The sequence below is a fragment of the Frankia sp. AgPm24 genome (assembly GCF_023243055.1).
In the GTDB taxonomy this organism is placed as follows: domain Bacteria; phylum Actinomycetota; class Actinomycetes; order Frankiales; family Frankiaceae; genus Frankia; species Frankia umida.
The window spans coordinates 40,956-66,892 of the sequence record NZ_JALKFW010000002.1 but is presented as its reverse complement, the minus strand read 5'-3'; the positions used below and the strand labels follow the sequence as shown (position 1 = coordinate 66,892).

Here is a 25,937-nt window from a genome sequence, read left to right as displayed (position 1 = left end):
TATGTCCGCATCAGATCGCGCGGCTCTGTTCACCGAGTCGGGCTGCGAGACCAACAACACCAAGAGCACCAAGGAGCGCAAGGCCGGCTGCCCCAAGCCCAAGCCCGGCGGCACGTCCGGCGGCTGCACCTTCGACGGTGCGATGATCACCCTCGTCCCGATCGTGGACAGCGCCCACCTGGTCCACGGCCCGATCGCCTGCGCCGGCAACTCCTGGGACAGCCGAGGCAGCCTGTCGTCCGGGCCGACGCTCTACAAGCACGGCTTCACCACCGACATGACCGAGAACGACGTGGTCCTCGGCGGCGAGCAGCGGCTGTTCGACACGATCTGCGAGATCGTCGAGCGGTACGCGCCCCCCGCGGTCTTCGTCTACTCCACCTGCGTCACCGCGATGATCGGCGACGACCTCGGTGCGGTGTGCGCCTCCGCCGCCGAGCACACCGGCGTGCCGGTGATCCCGGTCGAGGCCCCCGGTTTCCTCGGTAACAAGAACCTCGGCAACAAGATCGCTGGTCAGGCGCTGCTCGACCATGTCATCGGCACCGTCGAACCCGAGGACGCCGGCGCGTTCGACATCAACCTGATCGGCGAGTACAACATCGCCGGCGAGCTGTGGGACGTCCTGCCGGTGCTGAACCGCCTGGGCCTTCGGCTGCGGGCCTGCATCAGCGGGGACGCCCGGTACCGCGACGTGGCCGCGGCCCACCGGGCGAAGGCGACCATGGTCGTCTGCTCCCGCGCCCTGCTCGGACTCGCCCGCGGGCTCGAGGACCGTTACGGCATCCCCTGGTTCGAGGGCAGCTTCTACGGCACCAGCGCGATGGCCGACACCCTGCGCGGCTTCGCCCGTCTGCTCGACGACGACGACCTCACCCGGCGCACCGAGGAGCTCATCGCCGTCGAGGAGGCGGCCACCAACGCCGCGCTCGAGCCCTACCGGGCCCGGCTGACCGGACGCAAGGCCGTGCTCTACACCGGCGGTGTCAAGAGCTGGTCGATCGTCTCGGCGCTGCAGGACCTCGGGATCGAGGTGGTCGGCAGCGGTATCACCAAGAGCTCCGACGGTGACGTCGAGAAGATCCGTGAGCTGCTTGGCGACGCGAAGATGATCGGTGAGGGCAGCCCGCGGGAACTGCTGCGGGTGGCTGAGCAGACCGGGGCCGACATCCTCGTCGCCGGTGGTCGCAACCTGTACACCGCGCTCAAGGGCCGGCTGCCGTTCCTCGACATCAACCAGGAGCGGCACATCCCCTACGCGGGCTACACCGGCATGGTCGAGTTCGCCCGCCGCCTGGACATGGCCATCTCCAACCCGGTCTGGGACCAGGTCCGCCGGCCCGCCCCCTGGGACGCCCAGGTGGCCGGTACCCCCGGCGCCCCCGGGACGCTCGTGGCGGGGGTGGCCTGATGGCGCGGATCGTCACGACCGAGCGGGGCGCGACGATCGACCCGCTCAAGCACAGCCAGCCGCTGGGCGCGGCAATGGTCTTCCTCGGCCTCGCCGGCTCCATGCCGATCATGCACGGTTCGATGGGCTGCGCCTCGTTCGCCAAGGCCCTGCTGACCCGGCACTTCAACGAGCCGATCCCGTTGCAGACCACGGCGATCAGCGAGGTGACCGCGGTCTTCGGTAGCGGCGAGTCGATGGTCGCCACCCTCGACGCCATCCGCAAGAAGCAGCGCCCGGAGATCATCGGCCTGTTGACCACGGGTGTCACCGAGGTCTCCGGTGAGGACATCGGCGGTCAGCTGCGCGCCTACCTCGCCGCCTGGGCCGACGCGGACGCGGACACGGGCGCGGCGGCCGAGGCGGGGGTCGAGGCCGACGCCGCACCGCTGATCGTCGGGGTGTCGACCCCGGACTTCATCGGCGGACTGTCCGACGGCTGGTCCGCCGCGCTCGAGGCCCTGATCCGCGCGGTGATCCCGGCGGACGAGCTGGTCCTCGGCGACCCCGACGAGCTCGCCGAGGATCTGGACGACCGGGCTGAGGGCCGCACGGCTCTGCTCGCCGCGTCCGCGGCCAGCCCCCCCCGACCGGCCGACGCCGTCCGCGCGATCCCCGCTGCGGCGTCGGTCCGTACCACCACCGCGCACACCCACCCAGCCGTACCGGACCAGCCCGTGACCCGGCGGTCCGGGGCGACCGGCGAGACCGGTAGCGCCGGCGAGGAGGGCACCCCAGACCTGGTCGCCGTCCTCGCCGGTCCCGGTCTCACCGCCGCCGACCTGGACGAGCTCGCCGAGCTGATCCGCTCGTTCGGCTTCACCCCGCTGCTGGTCCCGGACCTGTCCAGCTCGGTCGACGGTCACCTCGCCCCCGCCTGGCAGCCGACGACCACCGGTGGTACGACCGTCGCCGACCTGCGCCGACTGCCGCGGGCTCGGGCCGTCGTCGCCGCCGGCGGGTGCGCGGCGCCCGCGGGGGAGCTGCTCGCCGCGCGCACCGGCGCCCGGCTGTTCACCCACCCGCATCTGTCCGGCCTGACCGAGATGGACGCGCTGGTCAGCGAGCTGATGTCGCTGAGCGCCCGGACCGCGCCGACGATGGTGCGCCGAGCCCGCGAACGGCTCGCCGACGGACTGCTGGACGCGCACTTCGTCCTCGGGGGAGTGCGGGTGGCGATCGCCGCCGAGCCGGACACCCTGGTCGCCGCCGGTTCGCTGCTGCGCGACGTCGGCGCCGAGATCGTGACCGCGATGGCGCCCACCTACGCCCCGGTCCTCGACGACGCGCCCTTCGACGAGGTCGTGCTCGGTGACCTGACCGAGTTCACCACCCGGGCCCGGGCCGCCGGTGCCCAGCTGGTGGTCGGCTCCAGCCATCTGCGCGAGGTCGCCCACCGACTCGGCGCGGCCTACCTGCCGGTCGGCTTCCCGATCGTCGATCGCCTGGGAGCGGCGCTCGCCGGCACCGCCGGTTACACCGGCAGCCTGCGCCTGCTGCTGGACGCGGCCAACCGTGTGCTCGACCACACCGCCGCCAGCCATGGCGCTGCCAGCCATGGCACCGCCGGACATGGCACCGCCGGACATGGCACTGGCGGCCACAGTGCCGCTGGCCATGGCACTGCGTCGACCGAATCCGCGGCGAGCGGTGGGTGGTCCGAGACGGACCTGCCCCACCAGGCCCGCGCCACGGCCGACCCCGATGAACTCGACGATCTGTTCCAGGAGTCACCGTGTTGAAGATCGCCTTCGCGACCGGCGACGGCACCGCAGTGGACAGCCACTTCGGCTGGTGCCGACGGTTCGACATCTACGAGGTCAGCCCCGAGGGGTCGCGGCTGCTGGAGAGCCGGCTGCTCGACGAGGCCTCCGAGGACGAGGAAAACAAGATCGAGACGAGGCTCTCCGCGGTCCTGGACTGCGCGATCCTCAACATCTGCGACATCGGTGGCACGGCCGCCGCCCGGGTGATCAAGGCGAAGATCCACCCGGTGAAGGTGCTCAAGGGCACGCCGATCCCGGAGCTGCTCGACCGGTACGTCACCACCCTCGCCGGCACCCCGCCGCCCTGGCTGCGCAAGGTGATGAAGGGCCGTGAACCGCAGACGCCACCCGCCCAGAACTGGACCCGCAGCGTCAGCGCGGTGCTCAAAGGAGATGCCGCATGACTGAGATGTCCGGATTCCTGCGTGACCTGGTCGCCCAGACCCGCGCCGGTGACACCTACGGCCAGCTCAGCCGGTTCAGCGACGAGCAGATGCTCGCGCCCTTCGTCCTGACCAAGGAGCAGCGCCGGGCGATCCCGGCGGCCTGCGACCTCGAAGCGGCCACCGAGGCCCGGGTGCGGTCGTTCTACCAGGCGGTCGCCGCCGCCACCGAGAAGGCGACCGGTGCGTTCACCGTCGCGATCCTCGACCTGAACCACGAGGGCTTCGGCCGGGTGATCATCTTCGCCGGCCGTCTCGTGGTCGTCGACGAGGCCCTGCGCGACATCCAGCGCTTCGGCTTCGACTCGCTCGACAAGCTCGGCGCCCGCGGCGAGTCGCTGGTCATCGGCGCGACCAAGGTCATCGACCAGTACCGCGAGGTGACCCGCGATGACGCCTGAGACCGCCGCCGAGGAGCTCAAGCGGCTGCGCAAGCTCAACTCCAGGGCCTCGCAGCTCAAGCTCGACCTGCACGACCTGTCCGAGGAACTGCCGTTGGGCTGGGAGAACATCCTCGACGTCGCCCAGCGCACCTATGACGCCTACGCCGAGATCGCCGTGCTGCAGAACAAGCTCGACGCCCAGGCCACCAAGGGGGCGTCGGCATGACCGCCACCGCCACCCCGGCCGAGCGGCTCGCGCACTTCTACCGGTGCACCACCGCCGAGCAGTACTTCGACCTGTTGGAGGTCGAGGTCGACCCGCGGGTCGTCGCCGTCAACCGGCTGCACATCCTGCGGGTGTTCGGCGGCGAGCGAGTGAAGGTGCTCGAGGCCGCCGGCGGCGACCAGGCCGACCCGGAGACGTTGCTGGCCGCGTACCGCGCCGCGCTCATCCGGTCGTACGAGTCGTTCCTCACCGCCACCGCGCTCGACCACCGCGTCTTCAAGGTGCTCAAGGACCGCGCACCGCAGGGGTCCTTCGTGCCGTCATCCGAGATCACCGTGCAGCGGCCGGGACAGACCCCGCCGCCCGCACCGTCCGCACCGACCGAGCAGCCGGAGGAGGCCCGATGACCAGCAACGTCTACAACGTCGGCGACGTGGTCTGCACTGTCAAGGACCTGCGCAACGACGGGACCTACCCGGACCCTGAAGTCGCCATCGGCGAAGTGATCGTCGAGGCCGGCACCATCGGCGAGGTCATCAACGTCGGCCTCTACCTCCAGGAACACATCGTCTACGCGGTGGCGTTCCGCAGCGGCCGGATCGTCGGCGCCCTGGAGCGGGAGCTCGCGGTGCCCGTGGACGATGACGGCGCCCCGCTCGCCGCCCAGGCCTCCACACCGTCGACCCCGCCGTCGCGCACCCCGGCCGAGGCCGGATCGGCGCAGCCCCCGGCCATCATCGAGCTCGCCACCGTCCAGGGCACGGGCCACGGGGATGGCCACGGCGCTGGGCACGGCGGTGGGCACGGCGACGGGCATGGTGGTGGCTGCAAGCACGGCTCGTCCAACTGCAGGAAGGACGGGGACGCGGTCGCGGTGTCGGCGGTGACCGGTTTCGACGAGGACCAGGTATGAGCGGCCAACCGCTCGCCATCGCGGACCCGGCCACCGGCTGTAAGAGCACGAGCAGCTGCGGCACCAGCCGGCCGGCGGCCGACCCGGAGATCGCGGAGAAGATCGCGAACCATCCGTGCTACAGCGCGGAGGCGCACCAGTACTACGCCCGCATGCATGTCGCGGTCGCGCCGGGCTGCAACATCCAGTGCAACTACTGCAACCGCAAGTTCGACTGCGCCAACGAGAGCCGACCGGGCGTCACCAGCGCCCTGCTGACCCCCGAGGACGCGCTGGCCAAGGTCAAGCTGGTCGCCAGCGAGATCAAGCAGATGAGCGTGCTGGGCATCGCCGGGCCGGGCGACCCGTTGGCCAACCCGAAGCAGACGTTTCGCACGATGGAACTGGTGGCCCGGGACTGCCCGGACATCAAGCTGTGCCTGTCGACGAACGGGCTGCGCCTGCCCGAGTTCGCCGACCGGATCGCCGACCTCGGCGTCGACCACGTCACGATCACGATCAACATGATCGACCCGGCGGTCGGCGAGCGGATCTACCCGTGGGTCGTCTACAAGGGCAAGCGGTACACCGGCCGGGAGGCCTCGAAGATCCTCACCGAGCAGCAGCTCGAGGGGCTGGCTGCGCTCACCGAACGCAAGGTGCTCTGCAAGGTCAACTCGGTGCTGATCCCCGGGGTCAACGACGAGCACCTGGTCGAGGTCTCCAAGACCGTCAAGGACCTCGGCGCCTTCCTGCACAACGTGATGCCGCTGGTCTCGGCGCCCGAGCACGGTACCCACTTCGGGCTCACCGGCCAGCGCGGACCGTCCCCGCAGGAGCTCAAGCTGCTGCAGGACCGGTGCGAGGAGCACGACGGCGCCGAGATGAACATGATGCGCCACTGCCGGCAGTGCCGCTCCGACGCGGTCGGCCTGCTCGGCGAGGACCGCGGCGAGGAGTTCTCCCCGGAGACCTACCAGGGCCGCGAGATCGGCTACGACCTCGCCGGACGCCAGGAGGCCCACGCCGAGATCGAGCGCTGGCGCTCCGAGGTGGCGGCGACCCGCGACAGCCTCAACATCTCCACCGGCGCCCCGGTGCCGGGCGGCCGCACCCTGCCGACCGGTCCCGCGGGCGGGCTGGTGCAGGTGGTGGTGGAGGCCAGCCGACCGGAGCAGACGGTGCTCGTCGCCGTCGCCACCAAGGGCAGCGGGGTGGTCAACCAGCACTTCGGCCACGCCAGCGAGTTCTGGATCTACGAGGCGGGACCGCTGTGGGCGCGTCTCGTGCAGACCCGCGACGTCGACCGCTACTGCACCGGGCCGTCCGAGTGCGACGAGGAGGAGTCGAAGCTCGACCGCACCCTCACGATGCTCAGCGACTGCGCCGCCGTGCTCTGCAGCAAGATCGGGCCGGCCCCGAAGGAGGCGCTGACAGCCGCCGGGATCGAACCGGTGGAGGTCTACGACCTGATCGACAAGGCGGTGGCCGAGGTCGGTGGCCGCATCATCGCAAACCGTGCACCCGCGGAGGTTGGCACCCCATGACCACGACCGCCACCATCGTCGAGCTGACGGACCGGGCCCGCAAGCAGGTCCATCACCTGCTGAGCTCCACCGCCGGCACCGAGAACTTCGCGCTGCGCATCGGGGTCGACCCGGGCGGCTGCTCCGGCTACACCTACAAGCTGGCGCTGGTGCCCGGCCCCGAGGCTGACGACCTCGTCTTCACCCAGGACGGTTTCGACGTCGTCGTCCACACCTCCATGATCGACCTGCTGCGCGGGATGCGCGTCGACTACGCGGAGACGCTCACCTCGTCCGGGTTCACCTTCACCAACCCGAACGCGAAGAGCTCCTGCGGCTGCGGCTCGTCGTTCGGCTCGTCGGAGTCCCCCGAGCGCACCGAGGCCGACGCGCTGCTGCGCGCCCAGGTCGAGGACGTCATGCAGGAGATCCGACCGTTCCTGCGCGGTGACGGCGGGGACGCGGAGATCGTCGCCGTCCTCGCCGGCGGCGGCCAGCCGGGGTCGGCCGAGGTGCACCTGCGCCTGACCGGTGCCTGCGGCGGCTGCTCCAGCGCCGGCGCGACGCTGTCCGGGGTGATCGAGGCCCGGCTCAAGGAGGCCCTGCCCGAGATCGGTCGGGTCGCGCTCGTCCCCTGAACCCGCCGTCGGCGGGTGGACCAGTCCGCGGATCAGTCCACCCGCCGGCCCGGCCCGGCTCACCGCACCGCCCGCCGGCGTCGCCGCCGGCACCGGCACCGGCACCGGTGCCCACCCGACGCCCACCACCTGACCGCCCGAACACCTGGCCGCCGACGTCGGTCATCCCTCATCCGTCATCCGTCCTGCCGAATCCGCGGAGCGCACGATGGTCACAGCCCGGTCCCACCCCCACCCGCTGCTACGCACGATGTGTCCGGGCCCGTCGGCGCGGGCGGTGCCCGTGCAGACGGCCCCGCCCGGGTCGGAGGCGACCCGTCGCTACGACCGGCAGATGATCATCCCTGGCTTCGGGGTCGCCGCCCAGCGGCGGCTGAGCCAGGCGACGGTGCTGGTGGCCGGGGTGGGCGGGGTCGGTGGGGCGGCGGCGACCTACCTGGCCGCCGCCGGAGTCGGCCGGCTCATCCTGGTGCATCCCGGTGACCTGGAGGAGCCCGACCTCAACCGGCAGACGCTGATGCGTCCGGACCGGGTGGGGCGCTCCCGGGTGCACAACGCCGCGGACACGCTGCGGGCGCATCATCCGGCGGTCGAGGTCGTCGCCCTCGACCGGCCACTGGACGACGAGGCGGTGCCCGAGCTGATCGCCCGGGCCGACGTCGTCGTCGACGCCCGGCACAACTTCCCCGAGCGGTATCTGATCAACCGGCTGTGCGTGCGTTCCGCGGTGCCGCTGGTCATCGCGGCGATGAACGCCACCGAGGCGTCCCTGCTGGTGGTGCGGCCGGGGGAGCCGTGCCTGCGGTGCGTGTTCCCCGAGGGGGACCCGTCCTGGGAGCCGTTGGGCTTCCCGGTGCTCGGTTCGGTCGCCGGCACCGTCGGCTGCCTGGCGGCCACCGAAGCGCTCAAGATCGCCGGCGGGTTCGCCGAGCCCGCGGTCGGCCGGCTCATCCACCTGGACCTGTGGGACGTCGACCTGCGCGCCCTGCGGACCCGGCGCGACCCGCACTGCCCCGACTGCGGGCCGGGCCCGCAATGATCTACCTGGACCACAACGCGACGACCCCGGTCGACCCGGAGGTCCTCACCGCGATGCTGCCACTGCTGCGTGAGCACTACGCGAACCCGGCGAGCCGGCATCCGGCGGGGGAGTCCGTCGCCCGGCTGGTCGAGGCGGCCCGCCGTGACATCGCCACCCTCGCCGGCGCCCGGCCCCGCGACATCGTGTTCACCAGCGGGGCGACGGAGGCGGCGAACCTCGCCATCCACGGGGTGCTCGCCACCGCCCCGCCGGACGCCCGACGGGTGCTGGTCGGGGCGACCGAGCATCCGGCGATCCTGGGGGCCGCGCACGCCGCCGCCGAACGTTTCGGTGGCAGCGTGCAGACCATCCGGGTGCGGCCCGACGGCAGCCTCGACCTCGCCCACCTGCGGGCACTGCTGCGGCCGTTGCCGGTCGGGGGGCCGGCGTCGGCGCGCGGTCCGATGCCGGCCGGCGGCCAGGTGGCGCTGGTCGCGGTGATGGCGGCGAACAACGAGACGGGCGCGCTCACCGACCCACGGCCGGTGGCCGCGTTCGCCCAGGAGGTCGGCGCGCTGTTCCTGTGCGACGTCACCCAGGCGTTCGGCCGGATTCCGGTCGCCGTCGCCGAGACGGGCATCGACCTCGCGGTCGCCTCCGCGCACAAGGTGTACGGCCCGAAGGGCGTCGGCGTGCTGATCGCCTCCCGGTCGGCCCGGGGACGGCTCTCCCCGCTGCTGCACGGCGGCGGTCAGGAGCGCGGCCTGCGTTCGGGCACCCTGAACACCCCCGGCATCGTCGGGTTCGGCGCGGCGGCCCGGATCGCCGCCGCGGTGTTCGCCGACGAGGCGGTCCGGACCCGGGCGCAGACCGACCTGCTCTACGACCAGCTGGTCGGCTGGCTCGGCGCGGACGCCATCGAGGTCAACGGTCCCCGCGAGGACGCCAGCCGACGGCCCGGGCTGGTGCGGCTGCCGAACACGCTGAGTCTGCGGTTCGTCGGCGCCGACGCCGACGCGGTGCTGGCCTGCCTGCCCGATGTCGCGGTGTCCGCGGGTTCGGCCTGCCACGGCGGGGCGGACGAACCATCGCCGGTGCTGCTGGCGATGGGGCGCTCGGCGGCCGCCGCCCGGGAGAGCCTGCGGTTCAGCGTCGGCCGGTTCACCACGGTCGACCAGATCCACACCGCCGCGGCGGCGGTGGCCCGCGCGGTGCTGCGGGTGCACTCCCTGCACGCCACCGCGTCCGGTGACCTGGCCGTCAGCGGTCAGCCAGGTACGTCCGGCGAGCTCGCGGGACGCGGGTTGCCGCCGGACCCGCGAGGCCTCGCCAACCCGGGCAACGGCCAGTTCCCCGAACTACCCGTCCCACGATCCGCCTTGCCCTGATCCACCGACGCACCACCGATCGGCGCCGCCGGACTCGCCGTCACGTCCGCGGCTTGACCCGCGGGCCTTCGAGCCCGGACGAACGGCGCGCAGGTCGCGACGCCAGAGATGAGGTCTCCCATGCCCACCGACCAGTTGCCCGAGCGGCCCGACGGGGTCAGACGACTGGAGAACGTGGTGATCCGTTTCGCCGGCGACTCCGGCGACGGAATGCAGCTCACCGGTGACCGGTTCGGCGCCCAGGCCGCCGCGATCGGTAACGACGTGGCGACCCTGCCGAACTATCCGGCGGAGATCCGGGCCCCATCGGGGACCGTGGCCGGTGTGTCCAGCTACCAGCTGCACATCGCCGACCATGACATCACCACCCCCGGCGACCAGCCGGACGTCCTCATCGCGATGAACCCGGCGGCGCTGCGGGCCAACATCACCGAGCTGCGCCCCGGCGGCGTCATCATCCTGGACACCGACTCGTTCACCGAGCTGGGTCTGGACAAGGCCGGCTACGAGGTCGACCCGCTGACCGACGGATCGCTGGACTCCTACCAGCTGTTCGCGATCAACCTGACCGGGCTCGCCTCCGCCGCCGTCGCCGACCACAACCTCAAGCGCAAGGACGCGGCGCGCACGAAGAACATGTACGCGCTCGGCCTGGTGTCCTGGATGTTCTCCCAGCCGATCGAGGACACCGCCGACTACCTGCGCAAGCGCTTCGCGTCCAAGCCGGACGTGCAGGCCGCGAACATCGCGGCGCTGCGCGCCGGGTGGATCTACGGTGAGACCACCGAGGCCTTCGCCACTGTCTACGAGGTGAAGCCGGCGGCCCTGCCGCCGGGCACCTATCGGCACATGAAGGGCAACAAGGGCATCGCGTACGGCCTGGTCGCCGCCGCCCACCAGGCGGGGATGCCGCTGTTCCTCGGCGCCTACCCGATCACCCCGGCCTCCGAGGTGCTGCACGAGCTGTCCCTGCTCACGTCCTACGACGTACGGTCGTTCCAGGCCGAGGACGAGATCGCCGCGATCGGTGCGGCGATCGGCGGGTCGTTCGCCGGGATGCTCGGCGTCACCGTCACCTCCGGACCCGGCATGGCGTTGAAGTCCGAGGCCATCGGCCTCGCTGTGATCATGGAACTGCCGCTGGTCATCGTCAACGTGCAGCGCGGTGGCCCGTCCACCGGTCTGCCGACCAAGACCGAGCAGTCCGACCTGCTGCAGGCGCTCTACGGCCGCCACGGCGAGGCGCCGCTGCCGGTGATCGCGGCCCGTTCGCCCGCGGACGGTTTCGCCTCGGCGCTCGAGGCCGCCCGGATCGCGCTGGCCTACCGCACCCCGGTGATCCTGCTGTCGGACTCCTACATCGCCAACGGCAGCGAGCCGTGGCGGGTGCCCGAACTCGACGAGCTGCCCGAACTCGGCATCGAGCTCGCCACCGAGCCGAACGCGGTCGACGAGGTCGGCAACCCGGTGTTCCTGCCCTACGCCCGTGACCCGGCGACCCTCGCCCGGCCGCTGGCGATCCCCGGCACCCCGGGCCTGGCCCATCGCATCGGTGGCCTGGAGAAGCAGGACCTCACCGGCGCGGTGTCCTATGACGCGGACAACCACGACCTGATGATCCGCACCCGCCAGTCCAAGATCGACGGCGTGGACGTCCCGCCGCTCGAGGTGGACGACCCCGCCGGCCCGCCCGGCTCCGGTGCGGACGTCCTCGTGATCGGCTGGGGCTCGACCTGGGGCCCCATCGGTGAGGCGTGCCGCCAGGTGCGTGCCGACGGGCTGAAGGTCGCCCAGGCGCACCTGCGTCACCTCGCCCCGCTGCCGGCGAACCTGGCATCGGTGCTCTCGGAGTACCACACCGTGCTCGTCCCCGAGATGAACCTGGGGCAGCTCGCCGGCCACCTGCGCCGGGAGACCCTGATCGACACCGTCGGTTACAACCAGACCCGCGGTATGCCGTTCCAGGTGTCGGAGCTCGCCTCCGTCATCACCCGGGTGATCCAGGGCGTCGTCGACGCCGACGACACCCCCGAGCAGGCCGCCGTCGGCGGCAACGGCGCGGCGAAGGTCGTCGGTGACGTCACCGCGCGCCTGACCGCGGCCAAGGCCGGCGTCGGCGGCAGGACCACCGTTACCCACAGCGACGCGACTCGGGAGGCAGGACGATGAGCCCTACAGGCGAGACCGAGGGCGCCGCGCGCGCCGAGGAGCCGGCGGGCACCGCCGGCCGGCGGGCCCCCACGGTCGCCGACTTCACCACCGCCAACGAGGTCCGCTGGTGCCCCGGCTGCGGTGACCACGCGATCCTGTCGACGATGCGGGGCCTGCTGCCCGCACTCGGCGTGGCCCCCGAGAACACCGTGGTGGTGTCGGGCATCGGCTGTTCCTCGCGGCTGCCCTACTACCTCGACACCTACGGCATCCACTCCATCCACGGGCGGGCCCCGACGTTCGCGACCGGTGTCTCCATCAACCGCCCCGACCTGTCGGTCTGGGTCGTCACCGGTGACGGCGACGCGCTCTCGATCGGTGGCAACCACCTGATCCACGCGCTGCGCCGCAACGTGAACCTCAAGATCCTGCTGTTCAACAACCACATCTACGGTCTGACCAAGGGCCAGTTCTCGCCCGCGTCCAAGGTCGGCACGGTCAGCCCGTCGAGCCCGCACGGCTCGCTGGACTATCCGTTCAACCCGATCGCGCTCGCCCTGGGCGCCGGCGCCACCTTCGTGGCCCGCACCATCGACACCGACCGGCGGCACCTGACCGCGACCCTGACCGCCGCGGCCGCCCACAAGGGCGCCGCCCTGATCGAGATCCGTCAGGGTTGCCCGACGTTCAACAACATCCCTCGCCAGCCGCGTGGCTCGGGTGATGCCACCACCGAGAACGACCCCGCGTCGCCCGAGCTCGGACCGATCCGACTGTCCCCCGGACTGCCGATCGTCTTCGGCCCGAACGACCAGTGGGGCATCGTCCGCGACCCGAACACCGGTGAGCTCGTCGTCGGTAACGGTGGCGACCCCCGGGTGGTCGTCCACGACCCCGGCACCCAGAACTCCACCTATGCCTACGCGCTGTCCCGCCTCGCGGAGACGGCCCTCGGCGAGGCGCCGATCGGTGTCTACCGCTCGGTGTCCCAGCCCAGTTTCGATCAACTCTTCCAGGAGCGTCTGGCTACGGCCCGGCCCGGTGGACGTGGTGAGCTGCGCTCCCTGCTCACCGGCTCCGACTCCTGGGTGGTCGCCGGTTAGGGGCCTGTGCCCCTGACCGGAGCGTGACGGGCGGCCGGGCGGACCGCCCGTCGAGCGCAGCGAGGGGATCAGGCCAGCTGTTCCCATGGCCTGATCCCCTCTGTTGTCCGGTAATCCCTGCTCCTTCACCCTCCCCGACCTGCTCGCGGGCCTGCCCGCAGGGGTGATCGTGCAATGCCGAGGGATGTTCGAGAATCTCGGCCTCGACACGCCGAACAACCCTCGGCAGGCGGCCGAACAACCCTCGGCCCGAGGCCCGCGGCCGATCAGCCCTCCCCGACGTTCTCGGCCCGCGACCGTGGGTGTGTCGGCGCGGGCCTGGGGGAATCGGGTACGTCCGCCGGGGTGGTCCGCCGGGGCATCTGTGTCGCGGGTGACATCGGCGAACGGACACACCGCGGCACCGTCCCGGCCTTTTGGACGTTCGAAACACCGCGTACGGGGGGCGCCGTCGGAGAACGTGCCGGATACGGGGAATCACGCGTCTCACGGCCGCGGCCGGGGAAGGTGCCGCGCGCGGGAAATCGTGCATCGTGCGACACGTGGCCCGGGATCATGGTGTGCGGCGTGGCTCGCTTTTCACGAGGTGCGTTCCACGGAAACGTCACGCGGGTCGCGGGTGACCACCGGAGGAAACGGCCTTCGTGGAACGGCCGCTGATGTGTGGGTGGCAATCCTGGGGTGGTAGGACGGGGTTGGCGGTACGGGGCTCGCGAAGAAATGCCCGAAAGGGAGACGATTGAAAGGCCGGTGCCCGGACGGGGGTGGTCCTGGGCACCGGCCGTAGCCGGCGGTCCCGCTGACGCCGTGGCCGCGTCAGCCTTCGCCGGCGGTCTGTGCCATCAGCGCTCGTAGGCGGCGACGAAAGGGGTGTCGACCCTGAGCGGGCCGATCTTCCCCGCGCCACCCGGAGTGCCGACGGGTGTGTTACGCCCCGGTAGAAGGGTGTGGAAAAAGCGAGCCTCGTCCGCGATGAACTCGGCTTCCCCCTCCGGAACCAGTTTCAGGTTCATGATCGCGTCAACGGGGCAGGCGGCCGCACAGGCCCCGCAGTCGATGCACTCATCCGGATGGATGTACAGCTTCCGGTCGCCCTCGTAGATACAGTCCACGGGGCACTCGCTCACACAGCCGGTGTCCTTCACGTCGATACAGGCTGACGTGACGACGAACGTCATGAGTGCCTTCTCCACGGTGCGCCGGAACTTGCGGCTTCCAGGCAAACAGTAACAGCCCGTCCGCCGGATGGGCCGATGTGGCTGTAAAGGAAGAGTAAAGGTGGTGACGGCCGCCCGGAAAACATGTTCGAGGCGCTGCCGGGCCGGGAAAAGACCGGGGATGGTCGCCGGGGGACGCCCTATTTCCTGGTCAGTGGGTTGCCGTGCAGGAGGGTGACGGCGGCCAGGAAGACGGCGACCGGTACGGCCACGGTGGCGACGGCGGCCAGGGCGCCGAGTTCGCTGTGGTGGCTGATCTGGTCGACCAGTGCCGCGAGGCCGGCGCCGACGGCCGCCGCCGACGCGAACACGAAGTAGTGGCCGTACCCCCACCGGAAGGCGGCCGCGCTCGACACCAGCACCTCGTGCGCCGGCCGGGCGAAGTACACCCACCACATCGCGAAGACGATCAGCAGGCCGCCGCCCGCCACGGCGAACAGGGCGGCGCCCAGTTCGTGCTCGTCCAGCGCGACCTGGACGGCGACCGTCGCAGACAGGATCGACTCACCCAGCACGATGATCGTGAACAGGCCGTATCGCTCGGCGATGTGGTGCGGATGCCAGGGCGTTTGGCCACGTCGCTCGGCGAGGATCGGTACCGCGAGTTCGGCGAGCACCATCACGGCGAAGCCGGGGGCCCAGCCGGCGTCCGGTAGGAGCAGCAGCAACGCCCAGCCGACCATGCACAGGGAGATCCCGAGCGCGTAGGCGCGGGCGGTGCGCGCTCCGTCCGGTCCGGCGCCACGGGCGGCGCGCAGCCACTGGGCCACCAGGCCGATCCGCATCACCGCATAACCGAGGGTCACGATGGCGAAGTCGTGGTCGTCGAAGGCCCGCGGCACCCCCGCGGCGAGCACGAGCACCCCGATGACCTGGACGAACATGGCGAGACGGTAGGGGACGTCGTCCACGTCGTAGGCGGAGGCGAACCAGGTGACGTTCATCCACGCCCACCAGATCGCGAAGAACACGCAGCCGAAGGCAGCGACGCCGCTGCCCGCGTGCCCCTCGCTCAGCGCGTGGTGCAGCTTCGTCGACGCCTGGGCGACCGCGACCACGAAACAGAGGTCGAACAGCAACTCCAGCGGTGTCGCCACTCGATGATCCTCGGTGACTGATCGCGGCCGCATGGGCCGGTACCAGGGGCGATGTCCACTCCGGCCCGCCTGCGTCGTCATGACCGGAAGCTACCGGCTGCCCCCGCGCGGGGATACACCAAGGGGGCGACAAGCGACGGCGCAGGGCGTAACGTCAGCTCACCCTGGTTCCGTGCATCCAGATCGCGGGCCTGGCCACGGGCTCGGTGACAGGACTGGTTCCCGCCCGGCCGTGGGTCTGCCCCCGCTGCCTGCTCATCTCGTCTTCTCCGCCCTTCCCCCACTGTCTGATCCCGACGTGGCTTCGAACCGCGAGGTGCGCCTGTGACCACCAGTCTGCTGCCCCACTCGTTCGATGTCCTGCTGGTCGAGGACGACCCGGGCGATGTCCTGATGGCCCGGGAGGCGTTCGCCGACGAGCGGATCGGCGGCAACCTCCATGTGGTGAACGACGGTGACGAGGCGCTCGCGTTCCTGCGCCATGAGGAGCCGTTCGCCGACATGCCCAACGCCGACCTGGTCCTGCTTGACCTCAATCTGCCGCGCCGCAGCGGCATCGAGGTGCTCGCCGAGATCAAGGCGGACGAGCGGCTGCGCCGTATCCCGGTCGTGATGCTCACGACGTCGGACGCGGCCGAGGACATCGAACGCAGCTACCAGCTGCACGCCAACGCCTACGTCACCAAGGCGGTCGACTTCGACCGGTTCGTCGACGACATCCGCTCCATCGACGACTTCTTCGTCACCGTGGTGGGGGGGGGGGCGGGGGCGGGGGGGGGGGGGCCCGCCGCTGACGCCGCGGCGGAGATCGAGGGTGCCGCCGCCGGACCCGGCTCGGGGTTACCCGCGGGCACCCGTCCGGTCGACCCCGGACCGGGTCCCCCGGACCCGATCACATCCATGGCCCGAACCGGCCATCCGGGCTCGCGGTGGGGACCCCCGAATGCTCCGGAAGCCGGCCAGACGGGGGGCTGCTCGGAGTGCGGCGACGTCATGGGAGACGATTGTGGCCGGTGTGACCATGTTGTGCAGAACCGCCCCAGGTCGGCGCCGGTCCGGCGGCGGGCGGCAGCGCCTCGGGCGCGGGACGCCGCGGGTTGCCGGTGGGCGCCGCGCCATCCTCGACCGGCAGGGCCGGCGTCCAGAAACGACGTGGCCCGACGTCTGCCCGGGGTACCGACGGCCCGATGACGATCTCGCTGGACAGCACGGTCAGCCCCACCGTCGACACGACGACCGGATCGAGCGTGAGACTGACCACGTCGGGCAGATCGTCGGCCAGCCGCCCCACCCGCAGGAGCAGATCCTCGAGCGCCGCGACGTCCAACGGCTGCGCGCCGCGGTAGCCGAGCAGTAGCGGTGCGGCCCGCACCGTGCGGACCAGTTCGGCGGCGTCCACGTCGGTCAGCGGCAGGATGTGATGCGCACGGTCACCGAGCAGATTGGTGGCGGGACCGGACAGACCGAAGGACACCAGCGGTCCGTAACGGGGATGTTCCTCCGAGCCGACGACGACCGGCACCCCCGCCGGTGCCATCGGCTGCACGGCCAGCGGCGACCCCGGGCCGAGCTGGGCCCGCAGCGACTCCCAGGCGCCGCGCACGGCGGCCGCGTCGGCCAGGTCCAGGCGCTGGCCGCGCAGGTCGGGCCGGTGGCGGTAGGGCTGGGCCAGCGACTTGAGTACCACCGGGTACCCGAGCGCGTCGGCGGCCGCCACCGCCTCCGTCGCCGAGGTGACCACCGGCGCCGCGAGCACCGTGATGCCGTAGAGGGCGAGCAGCGCCGTGGCCCGCTCGTCGGAGAGCCGCCGGGACGCGCCGGGCTCACCGACCGGCGCGGCGACCTCGGGCGCGGTGAGCACGGCCCGGACGTCCTCGGCGCGTGTCGGCAGGCCGGGCAGGGTCGGCACGACACCCCCGGGCCGGGACCGCCACTCGGCGTAGCCGACGACGCGGCGTAGCGCCGCCACCGCCGCCTCCGGGGACGGGTAGGCGGGGACACCGGTCAGGCTCTCCGGGAGCGCGACCCCGCGCATCGCGGCCAGCACCGGCACCTCGATCCGCCCGACCGCCCGGGCCAGCCCGTCCAGGGCCGAGGTGGGTGAGGCGACGGGAAGCTGCACCACCGCCACGATCAGCGCGTCGGCCCGACCCGCGGCGTCGACCAGGGCGGCGGCGAACATCGCCGGGTCGCCGTCGGCGGGCAGCAGCACCTCCTCGGCGTGCAGGCCCGCGGCGCCCGCGGCCCGTGCGGTCAGGCGCACCAGGGCCCGTGAGTCCCCGACGACACACACCCGCCGACCGGCCGGCAGCGGCTGGGAGGTCACCAGCAGGGCGACGTCGAAGGCCTGGGAGAGCCGGTCGACGCCGATCACGCCGGCCTGGCGCAACAGGGCGTCGTCGAGCACGGAACGTCCCGAGTAGACCGTCACCACCGGCTTGCGCCGGCCCACCCGGCGGGCGAGGCGGACGAACTTGCGTGGGTTGCCGAACGTCTCCAGGTGCATGATCACCGCGCTGGTGGCGTCGTCCTCCTCCCAGTACTGGAGCAGGTCGTTGCCGCTGACGTCACCGCGGTCACCGGCGGAGACGAAGCCGGAGAGCCCCACCCCGCGTGCCGCCGCGGTCTCGATGATCGCCCCGCCGAACGGACCGGACTGCGCGTAGCAGCCGATCCGACCGGCCGGCGGCATCCACGGGACCATGCTCGCGTTCAGGCCGGCGCGCGGGTTCTGCACACCCATGCTCGCCGGCCCCACCACCCGCATGCCATCGGCGCGCGCCTCGGCGACGAGCATCTCGTCGGCGGCGTCGTCGCGCTGGTCGGTGATCACCACGATGCCCCAGACGCCGGCCAGCCCGCAGGCCGCGACGACCCCGGGCACCGCCCCCGGCGGCACGCACACCACGGCCAGGTCCACCGGTCTGGGCACGTCGGCGATGCTCGCGAAGGCCCGGATGGAGGCGACCGAGGTGCCGGCGGCCGCGGCGGCGGGGTTGACCGGGTACACCGGGCCGTCGAAGCCACCGGCGAGCAGATGGCGCAGCACCGCGTTGCCGACCGATCCGGTGGAACGGCCCGCGCCGAGCACGGCGATCGCCCGTGGATGCAGCAGCCGGCGGATGGAGGCCGCCTCCGCCCGGTGCTCGCGGGCCCGCATCACGTCGACGGACCGTTCGGTCGGCGCGATCTCGAACGACAGCCGCACCGCGCCGTAGTCGAACGTCCGCGCCACCGTGTAGCCGGCTTCGATGAACACCCGGATCATCTGCCGGTTCTCGCTGAGCACGTCCGCGTCGAACCGGCGCACCCCGCGGTCACGCGCGGCGGCCGCCAGGTGCTCGAGCAGGATCGACCCGAACCCACGGCCCTGCTGGTCGTCCTGGACCAGGAACGCGATCTCGGCCTCACCCGGCCCGGACGCCGCCCCCTCCCAGTGCGCGAGCGCGACCAGATCGTCGCCGATCATCGCGACGAGGGCGCCGCGGCGACGCTGGTCGACCACGGTCATCCGGTGGATGTCCTCGTCGGTCAGGGATCGGCGGGCGGCGAAGTAGCGGTAGTAGATCGTCTGCGGGGAGAGTCTGGTCCAGAACGCCCGTAGCAGCGGCCCGTCCGAGGGCAGGATCGGCCGGATGTGGGCCGTCCCGCCGTCGGTCAGGATGACGTCGGCTTCCCATTCGGCCGGATAGACCACCGGCGGTACGGGGTCGCTCACCGGTCGCGCGACGGGTCGAGGCCGTGCAGCGGCAGCACCTCGAGGCGGGTCCGGGCGACCGCCCGGTCCAGCGGACTGTCCGGGTCGCCGTCACCGGCGTCCCAGGGCCGGTAGCGCACGCTCGCGCCGTCCCCGAGGGTGCGCGGCATGCCGTTGACGGAGCCGACCGACTCGAGACCGGTGGCCGCCCGGACCCGTTCCGGCGCGGCGGCGCGCCACTGCACCGGAAGCACCTCGCTGGGTTCGAGCGGATGGTGCGCGGCGATCGCGAGCAGCTGCGTCCAGGCCCGGGGCACCACCGCGTCCAGCGCGTACCCGCCGCCGCCGCAGGCCAGCCAGCGGCCCTCGCACAGATCATGGGCCAGCGTGTGCAGCGCCTCGTAGGAGGCACGCTGCCCGTCCACCGACAGCTCCAGATCGGCCAACGGATCGAGGCTGTGGGTGTCACAGCCATGCTGGGTGACGAGCACCTGCGGCCGGAACGCGCGCAGCAGCACCGGCACGACCCCGGAGAACGCGCGCAGCCAGCCCGCGTCGCGGGTGCCCGCCGGCAGCGCGACGTTCACGGCGCTGCCCGCCGCCTGCGGCCCACCGGACTCCTCGGGGAATCCGGTGCCGGGGAACAGGCTGTGCCCCGACTGGTGCAGCGAGATCGTGAGCACCCGCGGGTCGTCGTAGAACGCGGCCTGCACACCATCGCCGTGGTGGACGTCGATGTCGACGTAGGCGACCCGGTCGACGCCGGCCGACAGCAGCCAGGCGATCGCGACCGCCGGATCGTTGTAGACGCAGAAGCCGCTGGCCGCCCCGGGCATCGCGTGGTGCAGCCCACCGGCGATGGCGACCGCGTGCCGCGGCGGGCCACCCCACACCGCCCGGGCGGCGTCGAGCGTCCCACCGGTGATCAGCGCCGCGGCCTCGTGCATCCGGGCGAACACCGGATTGTCACTGCCGCCCAGCCCGAAACGGGCGGCGAGGCGGGCGTGCACCGGTTCGGGGGCGACCCGTACCGCGGCGACATAAGCCGGATCATGGACGAGTTCGAGCAGGTCGTCGGGTGCGAGGCTGGGGGCGGCGACCTGCACCCCGGCGGCGTCGAGCACACCCAGCTGCCCGGCCAGGTCCATGGTCAGGCCCAGTCGCACCGGGTGCAGCGGATGCTGCGGCCCGAAGTCGTAGCGGGCCATCGCGGGATCCCAGGCCAGCAGCGTCGGCACCATCACGCCTCGACGGTAGCCCCAACGGGCGTTGTCGGGCAGCCGCACGCGGACGGTGCGGGCCGTCGGTGCGGCCGGCGAGGGTGGCGGGCGAGGTGGGTCGGGGGCGCGCACGCCGGCCGCCTCGCCGTGTGCCCAACGGAAATACCCTAGGGTCATTGCCCGTGGCAGCTGACGGATCAGTACCGCTCACGGCGACGGCCGACGGGGAGGCCCACCAGCCCGACGCCCCGTCCCGGACACCACTGGGCGCACCGCTGTGGCGTCCCTCCCCCGAACGGGCCAGGCAGGCGGTAGTGACGCACTACCGGGACTGGCTCGCACAGGAACGCGGGGTGGTCCTCGACGACGACGCCGCCCTGTGGCGATGGTCCGTCGACGAACTCGGCGCCTTCTGGGAGTCGATCTGGGAGTTCTGCGCCGCCGTCGGTGACCGCGGCCCGGGTCCGGCACTGGCCGACCCCGCGATGCCCGGCGCCAGCTGGTTCCCGGGCGCACGGGTGAACTACGCCGAGAACGCGCTGACCCGCCGTGGCCCGGCCGCCGCCCTCATCGGCGTGCGCGAGGACGGCGCCACCGCCGTCGTGTCCTGGGACGAACTGCGCCGCCAGGTCGCCCGCGCCGCCGCGGGGCTACGTGCCCTGGGCGTCACCGAGGGCGACCGGGTCGGCGCGGTGCTGCCGAACACCGTCTACGCGGCGGTCGCGATGCTGGCCACGGCGAGCATCGGAGCGGTGTGGTCGTCCTGCTCCCCCGAGCTCGGCCCGACGGCGCTGGCCGCCCGCCTGGCCCAGATCTCACCCACGGTGCTGGTGGGCGTCGACGGTTACAGCCACCGCGGCCGCGCCTACGACACGGTGGGGGCGTTGGCCGCCGTCGCCGCGGACCTGCCGGACCTCGCCGCGACGGTGATCGTGCCCTACCTGGCACCCGACGCCTACACCCGCGCCCGGGAGGCCGGTGTGGCGAACCTGCTCACCTGGGACGAACTTCTCGCCACCGACCCCGGCGAGCTCACCTTCACCCGCGTCGCCTTCGACGCCCCGCTGTGGATCCTGTTCTCCTCGGGTACCACCGGCCCGCCCAAGGCCCTCGTCCACGGGCATGGCGGCATCCTGCTCGAACATCTCAAGGCCCTCGCCCTGCATCTGGACGTCGGCCCGGACGACCGCTACTGCTGGTTCACCACGACCGGCTGGATGATGTGGAACTTCCTCATCTCCGGCCTGCTGGTCGGCGCCACCGTGGTGCTCTACGACGGCGCGCCGGGCTATCCGACGCTCGGCACCCAGTTCGGGCTCGCCGAGGCGCTGGAGCTCACCGTGCTCGGCACCTCCGCCGCCTATCTGCACGCCTGCCGGGACGCCGGGCTGGTACCCGGCCAGAACGCGGACCTCTCCCTGCTGCGCACGATCGGGTCGACCGGCTCGCCGCTGTCGCCGTCGGGCTACGCGTGGGTGTACGACGCGGTGCGCGCGGACGTGCTGCTGTCCTCGATCAGCGGCGGCACCGACGTGTGCACGGCGCTGCTGGCCGGCCTGCCCACCCAGCCGGTGCTCGCCGGGGAGATCAGCGGCCGGGCGCTGGGCTGCGCCGCCGTGGCCTTCGACGCCGCGGGCACACCGCTGGTCGGCGAGGTCGGCGAGCTCGTGGTGACCGCGCCGATGCCGTCGATGCCGGTGGCCCTGTGGAATGATCCCGGCGGTGACCGGCTGCGGGAGACCTACTACGCCGCCTATCCCGGGGTCTGGCGACACGGTGACTGGGTGCGTTTCACCGCCGCCGGTGGGGCCGTCGTCGAGGGGCGTTCGGATGCGACGCTGAACCGACACGGGGTCCGGATCGGCACGGCGGAGCTCTACGGCGTCGTCGAAGCGCTCCCCGAGGTGCTCGACAGTGTCGCCGTGGACGTCTCGGACGCCGCGGATGACGCCGGGCTCCTGCTGTTCGTGGTGCTCGCCGAACCGGGGCTGACCGAGCGGACCGCCGAGCGGATTCGCACGGCGCTACGCACCGAACTGAGCCCCCGACACGTGCCCGACGAGATCATCGAGATCGGTGCCGTGCCACGCACCCACACCGCCAAGAAACTCGAGGTTCCGCTCAAACGGCTGCTCACCGGCGTGCCGCTGGCCGATGTGGTCAGCCTGGACGCGGTGGCCAACCCACAGGCGCTGGTGGCGTTCGCGTCGGCCGCCGACGCCCGCCGACGGGGTGTCCGGCCGGCTCCCACGCGGTAGCCGGCCAGGTGGCAGACAAAAAGCCGGATCTTCGCTGCTGATCAGCGAAGATCCGGCTGCCATCGGTCTCCCGGCGCCGCGGTCACCCTCCACCGCGGTTTCGGGCGGGTGCCACCCGAGACCTCGAACGCGTGCCCGCCACAGGGCGGGGATCACCTCGACCGCCGGCGGGGGGTGGTGCCGGCGGTCGGCGATCAGTCGAGGAACTCGCGCAGCCGGCCGGCGACCGCGGGCTTACGCAGCTCGCGCAGCGTGTCCCGCTCGATCTGGCGAATGCGCTCACGGGTCAGCCCCAGGCGGTTACCCACCTCGGCCAGGGTGTGCTGCTTGCCGTCGGCCAGGCCGAACCGCAGGCGCATCACCTCCCGCTCCCGCGGGTTGAGCCCACCGAGCACGTTGTCGATCTCGTCCTGCATGGCGCCGTAGGAGGCGGCGTCGGCCGGCGAGGTCGCGTCCGAGTCCTCGATGAAGTCACCGAGCACGGAGTCGCCGTCGTCACCGACGGACGTCTCCAGGCTGACCGTGTCCTGCGCGTAGCGGCGCAGTTCGACGACCTGCTCGATCGGCATGTCGAGCTCGAGCGCGAGCTCCTCGTCGGTCGGTTCGCGACCGAGTGTGGAGACGAGCTGGCGCTGCAGCCGGGTGATCTTGTTGATCTGCTCGACCACGTGGACCGGGATGCGGATCGTGCGGGCCTGGTCGGCCAGCGCGCGGCCGATGGCCTGGCGGATCCACCAGGTCGCGTAGGTCGAGAACTTGTAGCCCTTGGCGTAGTCGAACTTCTCCACCGCGCGGATGAGGCCGAGGTTGCCCTCCTGGACCAGGTCCAGCAGGGTCATCCCGCGACCGCTGTACTTCTTCGCGACGGAGACGACCAGGCGCAGGTTCGCCGAGACGAGCTGCTGCTTGGCAGCGTGCCCGTCCTTGACAAGCAGGGCCAGATCCCGGCGGAGATCCGCGGGGAGCTCGGGAACGGCCTCCAGCTTGTGCTCGGCGAACAGGCCGGCCTCGACCCGCTTGGAGAGCTCTACTTCCTGAGCGGCGTTGAGCAGCGGCACCTTGCCGATCTCGCGCAGGTACATGCGCACGAGATCCGCGGTGCCGGCGTGCTCGGCGGTGGCGCGGGTGGCGGCGGTGACCTCGTCGGCCGCTTCGCCGTCCTCCTCCTCGAGGAGTTCGACGCCGGCGGCGTTCAGCCGCGCGATGAGCGCCGGGAGCAGCTCAAGGCCGATGTCGGCGGCCTCGAGGGCGTCCCTCAGCTCGGAACGACTGATCTCGCCGGCCTCGCGACCGCGCGCGATGACATCGGCGACCGCGCTCACGTCAAGCTCGTCGATGTCATCGGACACGGCCGCCAGAGAGCGACTGGTAGAGGTACGGGCAGAGGTGGCGGACCGGCGAGTACGCCGCGGGCTACGCGGGCGGTTCTCGTCGGTACGCTCGGCAAGGTCCAGGGCAGGCAGCGTCATCAGTGGCAAATCCGATGGTCGGTGCGGGTGGGACGTCTGTTTCCGTGCACAAGGGAGGCAACGAACGATGCTGCGGAACCATTCCCTGTGCAGGGCGCACCCGGACATCAGCGATCGCCGGGCCTACCGGCAGTGTAGACCCTGGCCTTCGAGACGCTGAACCCGCTGTCGCGAAGACTACCTGTCAGATCCCCTCGTGTGGCGTGTTCAGCGAACTATCTTGACCGTCTTGCGTACCCGGACCCCCGTCGCGACCCCACATCTTCAACGAAGAGTAGTCCCATAATTACGGATGGCGAGAAATTTACGGCGACTGCCGCGCGCGCCACATTTCCGGTTCGCTACCGCCATCGAGCCGCTCCGGCGCGTGCGCCCCACCACAAGGTGCCGACAACTCCCCCGGACGGCGACCCCCACCCGGGCGCGCCCTCGCACCGTCCGAGAACTGTCCCGCCGCTGTCCCGCTGCCGTCCCGTGACCGTCTGCTCCCAGCATGTCGTCGGCGTGTCGGCGGCGCCACCCGAACCGGCCACGGTCCGCACCCGCCCAGGTAATGCGGGCCACACCCGGGGCGGCCTACCAGGGCGCACAGGGTGTGACGGCTACTCTCACACGATGGTTGCACCCAGCCTCCCGGCAGAGCTGGCGGCGCTACGCGAGACCGCGGTCTCGGTGCTGCGCGGCAACGACCTCGGCGACGTGACCCGGCCATCGCCGACGTTGTATCCGCACCAGTGGCTCTGGGACTCGTGTTTCATCGCGATCGGGCTGCGCCATCTCGACCCCGACCGGGCCGCGGCCGAGATCCTGTCGCTGCTGCGCGGCCAGTGGCCCAGCGGCATGATCCCCCACGTGATCTTCGCCGAGACCACGGACTTCTACCACGCCGGCCCGCAGCGCTGGCGCTGCGACCGGGTGACGACGACGGCCGGCGGCATGCAGAGCACCGGCGTCACCCAGCCACCGATGATCGCCGAGGCGGCGGTGCGGGTGGGCGAGGTGATGACCGGCTCCCAGCGGGCCGCGTTCTACCGCGCGCTCTACCCGGGGCTGCTGCGCTTTCACCAGTGGCTTTACGACGAGCGCGACCCGGACGACGACGGGCTGGTGGCGCTCGTGCACTCCTGGGAGTCGGGGATGGACAACACCCCGACCTGGATGGAGATCACCCGCCCGGCCGCACCGCTGGGAGTCCGGGTACTGCGCCGCGTCAACGGCGACGACGCGCTCGACGCGCTGCGCCGCGATTCCAAGGAGGTCCCCCCGGACGAACGGCTGACCTCCGGCGACCTGTTCACGCTCTACCGGATCGTGCGCGAGCTGCGCCGATCCCACTACAACTTCCGCGAGATCCGGCGCACCATCGTCCCACTGGTGCAGGACGTGGCGTTCAACGCGATCCTGGTCCGGGCGAACGAGCAGCTGGCGACGATCGCGGCGGAGATCGGCGAGGTCATCCCGCCCCGGCTGCGCCGCTCGATCCGCCGTTCCCGCGAGGCCATCAGCCAACTGGCCGTGGACGGGCTCTACTACAGCCGCGACTTTCGCAACCACACACTGTTGCGGCACGAGACGATCGCCGGCCTGCTACCGCTGTACGCCGGGGTCGTTCCCGACGACCGGGTCGACGCGATGGTCAAGATGATCAGCTCACCTCGGTACTGGTCGCGGTTCGGTGTGGCCAGCGTCCCGGTGGACGACCCGGCCTTCCTGCCTCGCTGCTACTGGCAGGGCCCGGTCTGGGTGAACATGAACTGGCTGATCGCCGACGGCCTGGAGCGTTACGGCCGCCTCGACGCCGCCGACGACCTGCGCCGCAACACCGTCGACGTGATCGCCGCGTCCGGCGCCATGTACGAGTACTACTCCCCCCTGGACGGCTCCGGCGCCGGCAGCAACCGCTTCTCCTGGACCGCCGCCCTGCTCATCGACCTGCTCGCCACCCAGCGCTGACCTGCCTGTCCCGCGCGGTCGCCCAGCTCCGGGCGGCCG

General features: G+C 71.9%; 20 protein-coding genes and 1 pseudogene. 16 read left to right on the top strand and 5 right to left on the bottom strand.

The genetic code is table 11. The features are described from left to right. The first annotated feature begins 1 nt into the window (after window position 1). From nifE to MXD61_RS01080, 13 genes are all read left to right on the top strand, one after another. Window positions 2–1,411 carry a nitrogenase iron-molybdenum cofactor biosynthesis protein NifE gene (gene nifE / locus MXD61_RS01140; RefSeq protein WP_163547954.1) on the top strand — a complete coding sequence of 470 codons (1,410 nt, stop codon included), beginning with the start codon at window positions 2–4 and terminating at the stop codon, window positions 1,409–1,411. Next, complete coding sequence (locus MXD61_RS01135) at window positions 1,411–3,192, top strand: nitrogenase component 1 (protein WP_248810916.1); 1,782 nt, start codon at window positions 1,411–1,413, stop codon at window positions 3,190–3,192. The genes nifE and MXD61_RS01135 overlap by 1 nt, the downstream gene beginning before the upstream one ends. Then, window positions 3,186–3,620: a nitrogen fixation protein NifX gene (nifX, locus tag MXD61_RS01130; protein WP_248810914.1), complete on the top strand. Its 435-nt coding sequence runs from the start codon at window positions 3,186–3,188 to the stop codon at window positions 3,618–3,620. Before MXD61_RS01135 ends, nifX begins: the two co-directional genes overlap by 7 nt. Beyond that, window positions 3,617–4,060: a NifX-associated nitrogen fixation protein gene (locus MXD61_RS01125; protein WP_248810911.1), complete on the top strand. Its 444-nt coding sequence runs from the start codon at window positions 3,617–3,619 to the stop codon at window positions 4,058–4,060. Before nifX ends, MXD61_RS01125 begins: the two co-directional genes overlap by 4 nt. Beyond that, the gene (locus MXD61_RS01120; RefSeq protein WP_163547950.1) at window positions 4,050–4,268 is read left to right on the top strand and encodes a CCE_0567 family metalloprotein; all 219 of its coding nucleotides are present in this window, start codon (window positions 4,050–4,052) and stop codon (window positions 4,266–4,268) included. The genes MXD61_RS01125 and MXD61_RS01120 overlap by 11 nt, the downstream gene beginning before the upstream one ends. Beyond that, the gene (gene nifW, locus MXD61_RS01115; protein WP_163547949.1) at window positions 4,265–4,675 is read left to right on the top strand and encodes a nitrogenase-stabilizing/protective protein NifW; all 411 of its coding nucleotides are present in this window, start codon (window positions 4,265–4,267) and stop codon (window positions 4,673–4,675) included. Before MXD61_RS01120 ends, nifW begins: the two co-directional genes overlap by 4 nt. After that, a complete protein-coding gene (locus MXD61_RS01110; RefSeq protein ID WP_248810909.1) occupies window positions 4,672–5,181 on the top strand; it encodes a nitrogen fixation protein NifZ in 510 nt (169 codons plus the stop codon). Before nifW ends, MXD61_RS01110 begins: the two co-directional genes overlap by 4 nt. Continuing rightward, window positions 5,178–6,707, top strand: coding sequence for a nitrogenase cofactor biosynthesis protein NifB (nifB, locus tag MXD61_RS01105; RefSeq protein WP_163547947.1), 1,530 nt, complete (start codon window positions 5,178–5,180; stop codon window positions 6,705–6,707). The genes MXD61_RS01110 and nifB overlap by 4 nt, the downstream gene beginning before the upstream one ends. Then, entirely contained in the window at window positions 6,704–7,324 is a 621-nt protein-coding gene (locus MXD61_RS01100; RefSeq protein ID WP_248810907.1) for an iron-sulfur cluster assembly accessory protein, read from the top strand. The genes nifB and MXD61_RS01100 overlap by 4 nt, the downstream gene beginning before the upstream one ends. Before the next feature lie 208 nt (window positions 7,325–7,532). Next, on the top strand, window positions 7,533–8,363 hold the full coding sequence (locus tag MXD61_RS01095; protein ID WP_248810905.1) for a HesA/MoeB/ThiF family protein: 831 nt from the start codon (window positions 7,533–7,535) through the stop codon (window positions 8,361–8,363). Next, window positions 8,360–9,733, top strand: a complete 1,374-nt coding sequence (locus MXD61_RS01090) for a cysteine desulfurase family protein (protein WP_248810903.1) — start codon at window positions 8,360–8,362, stop codon at window positions 9,731–9,733. The genes MXD61_RS01095 and MXD61_RS01090 overlap by 4 nt, the downstream gene beginning before the upstream one ends. 120 nt (window positions 9,734–9,853) lie before the next feature. Next, on the top strand, window positions 9,854–11,902 hold the full coding sequence (locus MXD61_RS01085) for a 2-oxoacid:acceptor oxidoreductase subunit alpha (protein WP_248810901.1): 2,049 nt from the start codon (window positions 9,854–9,856) through the stop codon (window positions 11,900–11,902). After that, complete coding sequence (locus MXD61_RS01080; RefSeq protein ID WP_248810899.1) at window positions 11,899–12,987, top strand: 2-oxoacid:ferredoxin oxidoreductase subunit beta; 1,089 nt, start codon at window positions 11,899–11,901, stop codon at window positions 12,985–12,987. The genes MXD61_RS01085 and MXD61_RS01080 overlap by 4 nt, the downstream gene beginning before the upstream one ends. Before the next feature lie 842 nt (window positions 12,988–13,829). Here the strand turns inward: MXD61_RS01080 and fdxA are convergent. Next, on the bottom strand, window positions 13,830–14,165 hold the full coding sequence (fdxA, locus tag MXD61_RS01075; protein WP_248810897.1) for a ferredoxin: 336 nt from the start codon (window positions 14,163–14,165) through the stop codon (window positions 13,830–13,832). Window positions 14,166–14,344: 179 nt separating this feature from the next. Beyond that, window positions 14,345–15,301: a low temperature requirement protein A gene (locus MXD61_RS01070; RefSeq protein WP_248810896.1), complete on the bottom strand. Its 957-nt coding sequence runs from the start codon at window positions 15,299–15,301 to the stop codon at window positions 14,345–14,347. 324 nt (window positions 15,302–15,625) lie between these two features. On the opposite strand from MXD61_RS01070, the pseudogene MXD61_RS01065 reads away from it, so the two are divergent. Next, window positions 15,626–16,054: pseudogene (locus tag MXD61_RS01065) on the top strand (response regulator); the annotation flags it as partial. A 238-nt stretch (window positions 16,055–16,292) separates the two neighbouring features. Here MXD61_RS01065 and MXD61_RS01060 read toward each other — a convergent pair. Next, the gene (locus MXD61_RS01060; protein WP_248810893.1) at window positions 16,293–19,019 is read right to left on the bottom strand and encodes a GNAT family N-acetyltransferase; all 2,727 of its coding nucleotides are present in this window, start codon (window positions 19,017–19,019) and stop codon (window positions 16,293–16,295) included. Beyond that, complete coding sequence (locus tag MXD61_RS01055; protein WP_248811056.1) at window positions 19,016–20,239, bottom strand: acetoin utilization protein AcuC; 1,224 nt, start codon at window positions 20,237–20,239, stop codon at window positions 19,016–19,018. The genes MXD61_RS01060 and MXD61_RS01055 overlap by 4 nt, the downstream gene beginning before the upstream one ends. Window positions 20,240–20,481: 242 nt before the next feature. Here MXD61_RS01055 and MXD61_RS01050 point away from each other — a divergent pair, with 242 nt between their 5' ends. Continuing rightward, a complete protein-coding gene (locus MXD61_RS01050; protein ID WP_248811054.1) occupies window positions 20,482–22,476 on the top strand; it encodes an acetoacetate--CoA ligase in 1,995 nt (664 codons plus the stop codon). A gap of 194 nt (window positions 22,477–22,670) precedes the next feature. Here MXD61_RS01050 and MXD61_RS01045 read toward each other — a convergent pair whose 3' ends face one another. Continuing rightward, window positions 22,671–23,945 (bottom strand): RNA polymerase sigma factor, encoded by a 1,275-nt coding sequence (locus tag MXD61_RS01045; protein WP_163547427.1) that lies wholly within the window; start codon window positions 23,943–23,945, stop codon window positions 22,671–22,673. Window positions 23,946–24,560: 615 nt separating this feature from the next. Here MXD61_RS01045 and MXD61_RS01040 point away from each other — a divergent pair. Continuing rightward, complete coding sequence (locus MXD61_RS01040) at window positions 24,561–25,898, top strand: amylo-alpha-1,6-glucosidase (protein WP_248810891.1); 1,338 nt, start codon at window positions 24,561–24,563, stop codon at window positions 25,896–25,898. The last annotated feature ends 39 nt before the right edge of the window (window positions 25,899–25,937 follow it).

Coding starts and splice junctions, on each gene's coding strand:
- nifE (WP_163547954.1), top strand. CDS start 2: ATGTCCGCATCAGATCGCGCGGCTCTGTTCACCGAGTCGGGCTGCGAG.
- MXD61_RS01135 (WP_248810916.1), top strand. CDS start 1,411: ATGGCGCGGATCGTCACGACCGAGCGGGGCGCGACGATCGACCCGCTC.
- MXD61_RS01125 (WP_248810911.1), top strand. CDS start 3,617: ATGACTGAGATGTCCGGATTCCTGCGTGACCTGGTCGCCCAGACCCGC.
- MXD61_RS01120 (WP_163547950.1), top strand. CDS start 4,050: ATGACGCCTGAGACCGCCGCCGAGGAGCTCAAGCGGCTGCGCAAGCTC.
- nifW (WP_163547949.1), top strand. CDS start 4,265: ATGACCGCCACCGCCACCCCGGCCGAGCGGCTCGCGCACTTCTACCGG.
- MXD61_RS01110 (WP_248810909.1), top strand. CDS start 4,672: ATGACCAGCAACGTCTACAACGTCGGCGACGTGGTCTGCACTGTCAAG.
- nifB (WP_163547947.1), top strand. CDS start 5,178: ATGAGCGGCCAACCGCTCGCCATCGCGGACCCGGCCACCGGCTGTAAG.
- MXD61_RS01100 (WP_248810907.1), top strand. CDS start 6,704: ATGACCACGACCGCCACCATCGTCGAGCTGACGGACCGGGCCCGCAAG.
- MXD61_RS01095 (WP_248810905.1), top strand. CDS start 7,533: ATGGTCACAGCCCGGTCCCACCCCCACCCGCTGCTACGCACGATGTGT.
- MXD61_RS01090 (WP_248810903.1), top strand. CDS start 8,360: ATGATCTACCTGGACCACAACGCGACGACCCCGGTCGACCCGGAGGTC.
- MXD61_RS01085 (WP_248810901.1), top strand. CDS start 9,854: ATGCCCACCGACCAGTTGCCCGAGCGGCCCGACGGGGTCAGACGACTG.
- MXD61_RS01080 (WP_248810899.1), top strand. CDS start 11,899: ATGAGCCCTACAGGCGAGACCGAGGGCGCCGCGCGCGCCGAGGAGCCG.
- fdxA (WP_248810897.1), bottom strand. CDS start 14,165: ATGACGTTCGTCGTCACGTCAGCCTGTATCGACGTGAAGGACACCGGC.
- MXD61_RS01055 (WP_248811056.1), bottom strand. CDS start 20,239: ATGGTGCCGACGCTGCTGGCCTGGGATCCCGCGATGGCCCGCTACGAC.
- MXD61_RS01045 (WP_163547427.1), bottom strand. CDS start 23,945: ATGACGCTGCCTGCCCTGGACCTTGCCGAGCGTACCGACGAGAACCGC.
- MXD61_RS01040 (WP_248810891.1), top strand. CDS start 24,561: ATGGTTGCACCCAGCCTCCCGGCAGAGCTGGCGGCGCTACGCGAGACC.